Origin of the sequence: Acinetobacter pittii ANC 4050 (assembly GCF_000399685.1) — a bacterium.
Taxonomy (GTDB): Bacteria; Pseudomonadota; Gammaproteobacteria; order Pseudomonadales; family Moraxellaceae; genus Acinetobacter; species Acinetobacter pittii_E.
The window spans coordinates 13,609-26,608 of sequence record NZ_KB976987.1 but is presented as its reverse complement, the minus strand read 5'-3'; the positions used below and the strand labels follow the sequence as shown (position 1 = coordinate 26,608).

Genomic DNA, 13,000 nt, shown 5'->3' with positions numbered 1-13,000 from the left:
TATTACTACCCCTTCTCCCATATATCTAAGCAGTTTTTTTCTGGTCTTTTTCAGGTGTTAAATTCGCATCCAACACTAATTGATAGTTTCGGCTTGAATCTACTTTATATTCTGCATTTTTAATTGAATCTACAAAAATCCAATCCGATTGCACCTGTTTATCATCAAGCGTAACCACAAGATAGCCCCGCTGATTTAAATTACAATAGGCCAACTCATCTATAAGCGTAGTAAAAGCAAATTCAAACTGTTGCAACTGAGCCAAAGGAATACTTAAATATTTTTCAAGACCCGGTGAAGAAACCGAACTTGTCGCCAGTTCAACACCGACATACTTCCCTTTTTGGCTATATAAGTAAGATGTCCATGCATTATGAGTGTCACCGGCCAAAACAATAATTTTCTTATTAAACTCTGCCAATTTATCATACACAAACTCTCGCTCAGCATAGTACCCATCCCAAGCATCAAGATTATATGGAACCAAAGTTGTGACTCGCGCTTTTTCTTGAATAGTTAAAGTTTGATCACCCTGCTCTAGTCGTAACTTTAATGTGACTAATTCTGTAATTTGTGCATTCATTTTAGCTAGCATATCAGGCGAAGCTCCCCCTGAAGTAATTTGCCCTAGAGAAGTCAACAATTCAGCAGGAATCCACATTTTACTCATTAAAACTTGCTGACCAATCACATTCCATGTTGCGGTCGATTTATTTAATTTATCAACCAACCAATCTCTTTGTGTGTGTCCCATTAAAGTACGCTTTGGATCTGTTAAATCAGTCTGAAATTTTTGAGCATCTAAACCAGATGCTGTCATGTAATCTTTATATTCAAGCTGTTTATCTCGCGCAATAATACGTGTATCCAGCATCGTCAGCTCAACCAATGAGCCAAAATTAAATTGACGATAAATATTCAAATGATCGGTACTAGAAACTGGGCGAATTGGCATCCATTCAAAATAAGCTTGTAGAGCAGCTAATTTACGTTCTAAGAAAAGACCTTCATTACTTTGATGATTTTCTGCACCTTCGCGCCAAGTATCATTCGCTAGCTCATGATCATCCCAAATCACAATAAAAGGATGACGCTGATGCGCTGCCTGTAAGTCTTTATCTTGACGATACAGCGCATAACGTTTGCGATAATCATCTAATTTAATAATTTCTTTATTATTATCTGATGGCAAAGTACGGCCCAGCTTTGCAGCATCTTCTGTCGCATAGCCATCAGCCCCATATTCATAAATATAATCACCCAAATGAATAACTACATCCACATTCTGTTTTGCCATTTCACGGTATACATAAAAATAACCCGCAGGATAATTAGAACAAGAACATACTGCGAAGCTGACCTTATTGGTAGTTACAGGTAATGTTTTTGTTTGCCCTACTGGCGAGACTATGCTACCAAATCGAAAGCGATAATAATAAGTCGTACCCGCTTGTAGACCTGTTGCATCCACCTTCACGGTAAAATCGTCAGTTTTAGTCGTTTGAACCGTACCAGCCTTTAAATTCTGAGTAAATTGATTATCGGTGGCAATTTCCCAAGTTACTTTCAGGCGCACCCCAAAATCTGTCGGCGTCACACGTGTCCACAAAATGACTCTGTCTTGTAATGGATCCCCACTTGCTACCCCATAAAGGAAATCTACTTGCGCCTCTGAACTTTCATCATCGGAACCATCATTACACCCTGTAAAAGCGACAGGCAAAGATAAAGCCCCAAAACCGAATAGACTTTTTTGAATTAATTCTCGGCGTGAAATTTTCTCTGACATAAAATTACCTAAGTTTTAAGCAATGAGTGTCTTAAATTTAGGTAAATAAGATGAACAACTGATCTCAGTTTAATGAACAAATCATGACATAAATTGGTTAATTTATATAAATACTGACAAGAACTGATTGAAAATAAAGCAAACTCTCTGATTTTCTCTTGCCAATCGTGCACTTGTCCTCTATTATTGCGCACATGCCCGGGTGGTGAAATAGGTAGACACAGGGGATTTAAAATCCCCCGCCCACAAAGCGTGCCGGTTCGAGTCCGGCCCCGGGCACCATTTTCAAATATTGAATATGGTGTTACAAAGAATCCAGCGTAAGCTGGTTTTTTTATGTCTGATGAAAATAATAGCCATAATAAGAATATTAATATCTATATCCGCTCTAATTTTTTATACCCCTTGTAAATACCAAAGATATTTTTAGCGGTACGATCTTGTTTAAAAATAATGATTAGCACTTTGCAGGCTGCTCTATCACTCAAGATGACTATCTAATAGCTAGCACCTCAACAGATATTTACTCAATTTAAAGAACTATAGCAGCAAGAAAAAACTATTGGATCAACATATTAGCAGAAGTAAATGAACAGCAGAATAGAAATTTAATTTTAAAAATTAAGAAAATCGAGAGTAATCACCACTCTCGATTCATCACCAGTTCTTCCATTTCAAGGTCTAAATATCCTGCATCCTGTGCCACCATCATCATTGCCTCAGCAATATAGTCAGCAGCACTATCATCCAAGGAAGAATCTAGATCCTCAAACTGAGGTTTCATTTCATTAATTTCAATAACAGTTTGATGAGCATATCGATAGATATCCTGCTCAGCTAAAGCAGGTTTCTGAACTTTTTTAGCAAATTGTTCAATCAACTGCTTGAGTTCAGCGACTAAAATATCTGGATAATATTCATCATCAAACATTGGGAGAAGTAAGTCTTCGAACATACAAAAGTTTACACAACAGCAAAAACTTGCCGCTTATAACATATTTTTCAAAGAATAACGATCATTTTCCCTGACTCAGCCATCTAGCCCAATCAATTAATGGTCACCCTTTGATTCTATACAGCCTATTTCATTAAGCTTGTATCATCGCTTTCCAAACCCGTATTGCATCTGTCATTGTTTTCACGTCATGTGCTCTAACAATGGATGCACCTTGCTGAATACTCAGCAAATGCCCCGTAACGCTTCCTACAGCGCGCTGATCTGCGGCTGCACCTTGCAAGGCTTCACCAATAAAACGTTTACGAGAAAGACCAGATAAAATTGGATAACCCATTTCATTAAGCTTCCAAAATTCATTGAGGAGTCTTAAATTTTGCTGCGCATTTTTTGCAAAACCAAACCCGGGATCAATAATAATATTTTGTTTTTTTACGCCTGCCTTTAAAGCCTCATTCACGCGCTGCTGGAGCTCCGCTATAACATCCAATGTTACGTCCGTATATTGGTCTAGCTGATTCATCGTAGTGGGTTCACCACGCATGTGCATAATTACTACAGGTATATCTAGCTCTACTGCCGTTTTTAAAGCATTTGGTCGAGTAAGCGCACGTACATCATTCCAAATATGTGCTCCTGCCTCTTTTGCTGCACGAATAACATCTGGCTGACTTGTATCAATTGATAGAATCACATCATGTTTGGCCAAAGCTTCAACTACAGGTACAACTCTTCTAATTTCCTCTTCTACACTTACCTCAGACGCCCCCGGCCGAGTAGATTCTCCACCAATATCAATAATGGTAGCACCCTGTTCTATCATGACTAGCGCATGAGCAATAGCTTGATCTACTTGATTATATTTTCCACCATCACTAAAAGAATCGGGTGTGACATTTAAAATACCCATAACGTGAGGCTGTGATAGATCCAACTGAAGCTGTCCACACTCTAAAATTTGCTGAGGTAAAGGCATTAACTGCATAAAAAGCTCCGGTTTAAAATCTGATAAGCATTTTAGCAATTATCAGCTATCTATAGTGTTGATTTGTTTTCAGCTTTTATTAAATTCATCCCATAAAAAAAGCCACATGACTGTGGCTTTTTTTATTAACTAATTAGTTCATTGCTGGCAATGGTGGTGGTGTAGATGGACCATCTTTTGGTGGTTCAAATGCAGCCACTGGGTTTTCAGCAACATATACTTTAGGTGGTTGTGGCTCACGACCTTCCATAATGTCACGGATTTGATCACGATCAATAGTTTCCCATTCCATCAAAGCTTTTACCATTGCATGTGCAATATCTTTATTACCTTCCAAGATATTACGTGCAACTTTGTATTGCTCATCAAGAATACGACGTACTTCTTCATCAACTAACTGTTGAGTTGCTTCAGAAATCGTACGGCTTCCTACATTTCCAAAGAAGCCATTTTGGTTTTCATCTTCGTAAACCATGACACCCATTTTGTCAGACATACCGTACTTCGTAACCATCGCACGTGCCATTTTAGTAGCTCGCTCAAAGTCATTTGAAGCACCAGTAGATTGCTGTTGAATAAATACTTCTTCAGCAATACGTCCACCAAACAAAATTGCAATTTCGTTTAGCATCTTGTCTTTATAATGGCTAATTTGGTCTTGTTCAGGTAACTGCCAAGTTACACCCAAAGCCCAACCACGCGGCATAATCGTTACTTTATGAACAGGGTCTGTACCTGGCAAAATCTCAGCAACAATCGCATGACCCGCCTCATGATAAGCAGTTGCACGACGCTCTTCTTCACGTAGAACCATCGACTTACGTTCAGGACCCATGTAGATTTTGTCTTTTGCATCTTCAAAATCATGCATGTCGACAGTATTCTTATTACGACGTGCAGCAAATAATGCAGCTTCGTTCACAAGGTTTGCCAACTGTGCACCAGAGAAACCTGGAGTACCACGAGATAGAACTTTAACATCCACACCCGTAACTGAAGGTAATTTTTTCAAATGTACATTTAGAATTTGCTCACGACCACGAATGTCAGGTAAACCGACCATTACTTGTCGGTCAAAACGACCTGGACGTAATAATGCTTTATCCAGCACATCAACACGGTTCGTCGCAGCAATTACGATTACACCTTCATTACCTTCAAAACCATCCATCTCTACGAGCATTTGGTTTAAGGTTTGCTCACGCTCATCATGACCACCACCTGTACCTGAACCACGGTGACGACCTACTGCATCAATCTCATCAATAAAGATAATACAAGGCGCATGACGCTTCGCTTGCTCGAACATATCACGGACACGAGACGCACCCACACCCACGAACATTTCTACAAAGTCAGAACCTGAAATGCTGAAGAAAGGAACTTTAGCTTCACCAGCAATTGCTTTGGCTAATAACGTTTTACCAGTACCAGGAGGTCCAACCATAAGTACGCCACGAGGAATCGTAGCGCCCAAACGTTTGAATTTTGCTGGGTCTTTTAAGAAATCTACAATTTCAACAACTTCTTGTTTTGCTTCATCACAGCCGGCGACGTCAGAAAAATTGACTTTGATTTGGTCTTCAGAAAGCATTTTCGCCTTCGATTTACCAAAACTCATCGGTCCATTTTTTCCGCCTGCACCACCACCCATGTTACGCATAAAGAACATGAATAACAAAATGATTAACAGTACAGGGAAACTAGCAATGAGAAGTTGCATCAAAATGCCTTGACGTTGAGGAGCCGTTCCCTCTACAACAACATTTTGCTTATTTAAGCTCGGCATAAGCTCAGTGTCTTCAACTTGCGGACGAACAGTTTCAAACTGTGATCCGTTAGTTTTTTCACCATTAATATTTAAACCGTCAATTGTGACTTGCTTAATTTGGCCAGCATTCACCGCTGCAACGAAATCTGAATATTTCATCGCAGTAGGCTTATTGCGGTCACTGATATTACTGAAAATTAAAATCAGAACACCAAGTATTATTAGCCACAATACGGCATTCTTGAAGTAATCGCTCAAAGCTTTATTCCCATATCGATCTAATTTGATCATGCCCAATCTTGGCCGATCGTCATAAAAACAGCAACTGTATTGCTTGCGGATAACCTAAAAGTACAAAATGCACAATTTTTAGGAGCTTGGCAAGTAAACTTTATTGCAATGCTTTCTTACGCCCTTGTCCAACCAAAAAAACTTCTTTAGAGCGCGCCCGAGAAGCTGCTGGTTTTGCTGTCTTTAACACATCAAAACTATCAACCACTTGTTTACGAAACTCATCAAATCCTGCGCCTTGGAACACTTTAACCACAAACTGTCCATTAGGACCAAGAACCTTTTGAGCAAAATCTAAAGCCAGTTCACATAAGTAAATCTGTCTAGGTTGATCAACAGCCCTATTACCTGATGTATTGGGGGCCATATCAGAAATTACAATGTCTACTTGTCGCCCATTTAAAATATTTAACAATTTTTCAAATACAGCTTCTTCTCTAAAGTCGCCTTGTAAGAAAGTGACATCAGGCAAAGCATCCATAGGCAAAATATCGGAAGCAATTACTAATCCCTTGCTACCCACAAGTTTGCCAGCAATTTGAGACCAACTACCAGGAGCTGCACCCAAATCTACCACCGTCATGCCTGGCTTGATCAACTTATATTTTTCTTGAATTTCAAGAAGTTTATAGGCTGCTCGCGCACGATACCCTTCCTTTTGTGCTTTTTTTACAAAAGGATCGTCTAGATGCTCCCTCATCCACGCACGACTACTTTTCGACAATTTCTGGTTTGTAATGCGTGTTGCCATAACTCACTAAATATCAAAAAAACTTCTGATCGTTCATTGTACGTGAAAATTACTCTCATTACAGTACGGATGTAGCGTAATCTCACCAAGTTTTACAGTTTTTTTTCAATAATGTTAATCGATTATTTATACAGTTTTTCGTACATTTGAATTTAAGTTTTTTGCTATACTAAGTCGTTTTTAAAATCAGGTATTTTTAATGGCCGCTTTATCTATCCATGAACGTAAACGTTTACGTCAAATTGGTCATGTGCTTAATCCGGTTGTCATGATTGGTGGACAAGGCTTAACAGATGCTGTAATCGAAGAAACTCTTCGTGCTTTAAATGACCATGAACTTATCAAAGTTAAGGTTGCCGGTGAAGATCGTGAAGCACGTACTGCTGTAATTGATGCAATTGTAGAAGCGACTGGTGCAGAAGCTGTTCAAAAGATTGGTAAAATTGTTTTACTTTACAAAAAAGCAGCTAAACAAAACCAGCATTTGTCTAATCTTGTTCGCCACGCTCACTTAGCAAACTAATTTGATTTGACAAACTATGGCAAGTTACGAACTTTCAGCTTTTGATCGTTTTCATGCTGTTTCTGTTGTTGGCGCAATTGAACAGCAGACACCGCACACCTTAAATGTCGGTTTTTGGATTCGTGATCCAAATCAACTCATTATCTGGCCCCAAGAAGTCGCGGCTCATCCTCGTCAGGATTTTTTGTGGGAAGAAACTTGTTTCGAAATTTTTGTTGGCGTGCATGATGAAGATTATTATCGGGAAATTAACCTTTCCCCTTCTCAAGCATGGCAGTCTTATCAGTTTGAAGAATATCGCTATCCAGAAAGTATACCTCCCCTTGCTGCTTACGATATTGAACTGAACCATCTCAAGCGTACTCATTATGGCTTAAATGTTAGTCTTGATTTGGGACAATTTATGCAACAGCATCGCTTGAAATGGGCAAACCTTTATTTAGGTTTAACTGCAGTTTTAAAAACCAAAGAAGGTATTCAATACTATGCAATGCAGCATAGTGGAAAAAGTGCAGATTTCCATAATAAGCGTGACTGGTTACATCAGTTTTAAAAGTAAAAAAGCGAGAAATTAATTCTCGCTTTTTTATAGCTTTGAAAAACTGGAACTATTAATTATCTCGCGCTTTATTCCAAGCTTCGACTGCATTATTTTTAGTACGTTTAATGCTTTCGCTTAAAGAATCTTTGTGCTTTAAAGAAATTTGGCTAATATCACCTTTAAGCTCTTTACTGACTTTGGTCAAATCTTCAATAAGAGCATTAATTTCTGCTTTCAAAGCATTTTTAAGTTCAGACAATCCTTCTTGTGAAGTACTAAACTGAGCTTTAATCACATCTAGACGTTGCAAAATATCTTGTTTAATTTGGATAAATTGATTCTGAATATTCTTATTTAACTCATGAGTTTCAGCTTCAATTTTTTCTTGAGCCTCACTTATGACTTCTTTGACCTGTTCTTGAGTTTCCGCGACAGCCTCTTTTACCTGAGTTTTCGCTTCTGTAGCGACTTCTTTAATCTGCTCGGTTTTCTCAGCAACACTTTCTTTTACTTGTGCAGTTTTAGCAGTGACAGCTCTTTTAGCTTTAGTCGTGGTAGCAGCTACGGTTTCTTTCACCTCACTCACCTCGGCTTTTGCTGAATCAACTACAGCTTGAGCTTTTTCGCTCACATCTTTTGAAACTTGATCATTACTCATGCTATTTCCTCGTATTGGTTATTTTTTAACTAACAATACAATAAATCCAGTTCTAAAAATCGACCTTGCAAATTGTTAGACAATTTATCAAAAGTACTTGATTCGGATGAGTGGATAATTTTTTTGTAAAAAGCAAGCAATGAATTATATTTTTTAGCAGAAAATAAATAGACTTTTTAAGGTTCCATGCGTATAATGCGCTGTTAAGTTACAAGCGAGCAGACCGATAGGGAGGGGCATGTTTTATCACAACATCGCCTATCTTTTTTGGGTCTACTCGCTTTTTTACAGCCGAAATTCAGGAGCTTTGGTTTGAGCACCCCCGCCATTTTAGCCCTCGCAGATGGAACGATCTTTAAAGGAACGTCAATCGGCGCAACGGGAAGTACGACTGGAGAAGTCGTTTTTAACACAGCCATGACAGGCTATCAAGAAATTTTGACTGACCCAAGTTATGCACAACAAATTGTGACATTAACTTACCCTCATATTGGTAACACTGGTTGCAACGCGGAAGACGTTGAATCTGGTCGTATCCATAAAGTATGGGCGAATGGTTTAATTATTCGTGACCTTCCACTACTACACAGCAACTTCCGTGCTGAACAGTCTTTAAGTGAATATTTACAAGCGCACAATGTTGTTGCGATTGCTGATATTGATACACGTAAATTAACGCGTATTTTACGTGACAAAGGTGCACAAAATGGTTGCATCCTTGCTGGCGAAAATATTACTGAAGAAGAAGCAATTGCCAAAGCTCGTGCTTTTGGTGGTTTAAATGGTTTAGATCTTGCAAAAGAATGCTGTGATCCAACAGGCTTTGAGTGGTCTGAAGGTTCGTGGGTATTAGGTAAAGGCTTTACTCAACCCGAATTAAAATATCACGTGGTTGCATACGATTACGGTGTCAAAACCAACATCTTGCGTATGCTTGCAGACCGCGGTTGTAAACTCACTGTTGTACCTGCTGAAACTCCGGCTGAGAAAGTTTTGGCACTTAATCCAGATGGCGTATTCCTTTCAAACGGCCCAGGCGATCCAGCTGCTTGTGATTACGCAATCGAAGCTGTAAAAACTATTGTTGAAACCACAACATTACCTGTATTTGGTATTTGCTTAGGCCACCAAATCTTGGCACTCGCTTCTGGTGCAAAAACTGTAAAAATGAACCATGGTCACCACGGTGCTAACCACCCTGTACAAAATCTTGAAGATGGTACAGTGATGATTACTTCACAGAACCATGGTTTCGCTGTAGATGCAGAAACTTTACCGGCTAACTTAAAAGCAACGCATAAATCATTGTTCGATGGCACCTTACAAGGAATTCACCGTACAGACAAACCAGCTTTCAGCTTCCAAGGTCACCCTGAAGCAAGCCCAGGTCCACATGATTGTGCCCCATTGTTCGATCACTTCATCGAACTTATTGAAGCATCTAAACAGTAATTACGGAGCGAATAATGCCTAAACGTACGGATATTAAAAGCATCTTAATTATTGGTGCTGGCCCGATTGTGATTGGTCAGGCATGTGAGTTTGACTACTCAGGTGCTCAAGCGTGTAAAGCTCTTCGTGAAGAAGGTTACCGTGTTATTTTGGTTAACTCTAACCCAGCAACCATTATGACAGACCCATCAATGGCTGATGCAACGTATATTGAGCCGATTACTTGGCAAACAGTTGCTCAAATCATTGAAAAAGAACGTCCAGATGCAGTATTGCCAACTATGGGTGGCCAAACTGCATTGAACTGTGCTCTTGCACTTGATGAGCACGGCGTTCTTGAAAAATATAATGTTGAATTAATTGGTGCAACTAAAGACGCGATTGAGAAAGCCGAAGACCGTAAACTCTTCGATATCGCTATGCGTAAAATTGGCTTGGAATGTCCAAAAGCTGCCATTGCTGAAACAATGGAAGAAGCTTTAGAAATCCAGTCACGCTTTGGTTTCCCAGTAATTATCCGTCCATCATTCACAATGGGCGGTTCGGGTGGCGGTATTGCATATAACCGTGAAGAATTCCTTGAGATCTGTGAACGTGGTTTCGACCTCTCTCCTACTCACCAGTTATTGATTGATGAATCATTAATTGGCTGGAAAGAATACGAAATGGAAGTTGTTCGTGACAAAAACGACAACTGTATTATCGTATGTGCGATCGAAAACTTCGACCCAATGGGCGTACACACTGGTGACTCTATTACTGTAGCACCAGCTCAAACATTAACTGACAAAGAATATCAATTGATGCGTAATGCTTCAGTTGCAGTTCTTCGTGAAATTGGTGTTGAGACAGGTGGTTCTAACGTTCAGTTCGGTATTAACCCGAAAGACGGACGTATGGTTGTGATCGAGATGAACCCTCGTGTATCTCGTTCATCTGCGCTTGCTTCTAAAGCAACAGGTTTCCCAATTGCTAAAATCGCAGCAAAACTTGCTGTTGGTTATACCCTTGATGAATTGAAAAATGACATCACTGGCGGTATCACTCCTGCAAGCTTCGAACCATCAATTGACTATGTTGTAACTAAGATTCCTCGTTTTAACTTCGAGAAATTCCCACAAGCAGAACCAGTTCTTACCACTCAGATGAAATCTGTTGGTGAAGTCATGGCAATTGGCCGTAACTTCCAAGAATCTGTACAAAAAGCATTACGTGGTCTTGAAGTTGGTGTAAGCGGTTTTGATGAAAAAATCGAAGCTGGTGCAACAAATGCCAAAGAAACTATTTTAAAAGAGCTTAAAGTTCCGGGTCCTGAGCGTATCTGGTACGTAGCGGATGCATTCCGTCACGGTTTCTCTTTAGATGAAGTTTTTGAAGCAACTAAAATTGACCGTTGGTTCCTTATTCAGATTCAAGACATCGTTAAAACTGAAGCTCAAGTGAAAACTTTAGGTTTTGGTGACTTAAACGCTGACAACATCCGTTCGTTCAAGCGTAAAGGTTTATCTGACCTTCGTATTGCTCACCTCATGGGCATTTCACAAAAGCAATTCCGTAAACAACGTTGGAACTTGGGTGTTTATCCAGTTTACAAACGTGTTGATACATGTGCAGCAGAGTTTGAGTCTGGTACTGCATACATGTATTCAACTTACGATGAAGAATGTGAAGCAAATCCATCAAACCGTGACAAAATCATGGTGATTGGTGGCGGTCCAAACCGTATTGGTCAAGGTATCGAATTTGACTACTGCTGTGTACACGCTGCATTAGCGATGCGTGAAGACGGTTATGAAACAATCATGGTGAACTGTAACCCTGAAACTGTTTCTACCGACTATGACACATCTGACCGTCTATACTTCGAGCCTGTAACACTTGAAGATGTACTTGAGATCGTACGTACCGAGAAGCCTAAAGGCGTAATCGTACAGTATGGTGGTCAAACTCCACTTAAATTGGCACGTGCTTTAGAAGAAGCAGGTACCCCAATTATCGGTACATCACCAGATGCGATTGACCGTGCTGAAGACCGTGAACGCTTCCAGCAAATGATCCAACGTTTACAGCTTCGTCAACCAAACAACAGCATTGTAAAATCTGCTGAAGAAGGTATCTCTGAAGCTGCTAAAGTAGGTTATCCGCTTGTTGTTCGCCCATCTTATGTATTAGGTGGTCGTGCAATGGAAATCGTATATAACGAAGAAGAACTTAAACGTTACCTTCGTGAAGCAGTTCAGGCATCTAATGAAGCCCCTGTTCTTCTTGACCGTTTCCTAGATGACGCAACTGAAGTTGATGTTGACTGTGTATCTGACGGTAAAGACGTTGTGATCGGCGGCATCATGCAGCATATCGAACAAGCTGGTATTCACTCAGGTGACTCTGCATGTTCAATTCCTCCTTATTCTTTATCAAAAGAAATTCAGGATGAAATGCGTCGTCAAACGATTGCAATGGCAAAAGAACTTGGTGTTGTTGGCTTGATGAACGTTCAGTTCGCTGTAAAAGGTGACGATATTTACGTTCTAGAAGTTAACCCACGTGCTTCACGTACAGTTCCATTCGTATCGAAATGTATTGGTGATTCTTTAGCTAAAGTTGCTGCACGTTGTATGGCAGGTCAATCTCTTGAATCTCAAGGATTTACTAAAGAAATCATTCCAACTCACTTTGCTGTGAAAGAAGCAGTTTTCCCATTCGCTAAATTCCAAGGCGTTGATCCAATGCTTGGACCTGAGATGAAATCTACAGGTGAAGTGATGGGTGTAGGTAAAACATTTGGTGAAGCATTCTATAAAGCTGTTTTAGGCTCAAATGAACGCTTACCAGGTTTACCAACTGAAGGCGAAGTAAAACATGCTTTCTTATCAGTACGTGAATCTGACAAGAAATACATCGCTGATATCGCTAAGAAATTAGTTGCGTATGGCTTCAAGCTTGTTGCAACAGGTGGTACTTATCAAGTGCTTAAAGAAGCAGGTTTAGAATGTGAATCTGTAAATAAAGTTACTGAAGGTCGTCCACATATTGTTGACCGCTTGAAAAATGGTGAAATACACCTTATTGTCAATACCACTGAAGGTAAACAGGCTCAATATGACTCTGCAATGATCCGTCGTGCTGCCCTACAAGGCAAAGTGTATTACACAACGACAATCAATGGTGCAGAAGCTGTTTGCCAAGCCTTTGCTGTGAAATTGCCAATGGATGTATATCGCTTGCAAGATTTAACTGTAGGTTAATTTTTTTACCGATAAGTCCCGTCACCTTATCGGTGGCGG

General features: G+C 39.8%; 10 protein-coding genes, 1 tRNA gene and 1 pseudogene. 5 read left to right on the top strand and 7 right to left on the bottom strand.

What is annotated here, in order from left to right; all coding sequences use genetic code 11:
• Nucleotides 1–25: 25 nt before the first annotated feature.
• Nucleotides 26–1,789, bottom strand: a complete 1,764-nt coding sequence (gene phoD, locus F931_RS04125) for an alkaline phosphatase D family protein (protein ID WP_016140184.1) — start codon at nt 1,787–1,789, stop codon at nt 26–28.
• Between the two features lie 196 nt (nt 1,790–1,985).
• Between phoD and F931_RS04120 the strand changes: the two genes are divergently transcribed.
• Nucleotides 1,986–2,071: transfer RNA gene (locus tag F931_RS04120), tRNA-Leu, on the top strand.
• A gap of 358 nt (nt 2,072–2,429) precedes the next feature.
• On the opposite strand, the gene F931_RS04115 is transcribed toward F931_RS04120, so the two are convergent.
• The 4 genes from F931_RS04115 to rlmE form a co-directional block, all read right to left on the bottom strand.
• On the bottom strand, nt 2,430–2,744 hold the full coding sequence (locus tag F931_RS04115; protein WP_016140183.1) for a DUF5713 family protein: 315 nt from the start codon (nt 2,742–2,744) through the stop codon (nt 2,430–2,432).
• A 133-nt stretch (nt 2,745–2,877) separates the two neighbouring features.
• Nucleotides 2,878–3,729: a dihydropteroate synthase gene (gene folP / locus F931_RS04110; protein WP_016140182.1), complete on the bottom strand. Its 852-nt coding sequence runs from the start codon at nt 3,727–3,729 to the stop codon at nt 2,878–2,880.
• Nucleotides 3,730–3,862: 133 nt separating this feature from the next.
• The gene (gene ftsH, locus F931_RS04105; protein ID WP_005803954.1) at nt 3,863–5,758 is read right to left on the bottom strand and encodes an ATP-dependent zinc metalloprotease FtsH; all 1,896 of its coding nucleotides are present in this window, start codon (nt 5,756–5,758) and stop codon (nt 3,863–3,865) included.
• 133 nt (nt 5,759–5,891) lie between these two features.
• Nucleotides 5,892–6,542 carry a 23S rRNA (uridine(2552)-2'-O)-methyltransferase RlmE gene (gene rlmE, locus F931_RS04100; RefSeq protein ID WP_000235573.1) on the bottom strand — a complete coding sequence of 217 codons (651 nt, stop codon included), beginning with the start codon at nt 6,540–6,542 and terminating at the stop codon, nt 5,892–5,894.
• Nucleotides 6,543–6,741: 199 nt separating this feature from the next.
• Here rlmE and yhbY point away from each other — a divergent pair, with 199 nt between their 5' ends.
• Both yhbY and F931_RS04090 read left to right on the top strand, forming a co-directional pair.
• Nucleotides 6,742–7,065 carry a ribosome assembly RNA-binding protein YhbY gene (yhbY, locus tag F931_RS04095; protein WP_002115576.1) on the top strand — a complete coding sequence of 108 codons (324 nt, stop codon included), beginning with the start codon at nt 6,742–6,744 and terminating at the stop codon, nt 7,063–7,065.
• 16 nt (nt 7,066–7,081) lie between these two features.
• Nucleotides 7,082–7,618 (top strand): DOMON-like domain-containing protein, encoded by a 537-nt coding sequence (locus tag F931_RS04090; RefSeq protein WP_016140181.1) that lies wholly within the window; start codon nt 7,082–7,084, stop codon nt 7,616–7,618.
• A 58-nt stretch (nt 7,619–7,676) separates the two neighbouring features.
• Here the strand turns inward: F931_RS04090 and F931_RS04085 are convergent, their stop codons facing one another.
• On the bottom strand, nt 7,677–8,264 hold the full coding sequence (locus F931_RS04085; protein ID WP_016140180.1) for a hypothetical protein: 588 nt from the start codon (nt 8,262–8,264) through the stop codon (nt 7,677–7,679).
• A gap of 29 nt (nt 8,265–8,293) precedes the next feature.
• Nucleotides 8,294–8,440: pseudogene (locus tag F931_RS21830) on the bottom strand (hypothetical protein); the annotation flags it as partial.
• Nucleotides 8,441–8,576: 136 nt separating this feature from the next.
• On the opposite strand from F931_RS21830, the gene carA reads away from it, so the two are divergent.
• Nucleotides 8,577–9,716, top strand: a complete 1,140-nt coding sequence (gene carA, locus F931_RS04080) for a glutamine-hydrolyzing carbamoyl-phosphate synthase small subunit (RefSeq protein ID WP_016140179.1) — start codon at nt 8,577–8,579, stop codon at nt 9,714–9,716.
• A gap of 14 nt (nt 9,717–9,730) precedes the next feature.
• Nucleotides 9,731–12,961: a carbamoyl-phosphate synthase large subunit gene (carB, locus tag F931_RS04075; RefSeq protein ID WP_016140178.1), complete on the top strand. Its 3,231-nt coding sequence runs from the start codon at nt 9,731–9,733 to the stop codon at nt 12,959–12,961.
• Nucleotides 12,962–13,000: the final 39 nt, after the last annotated feature.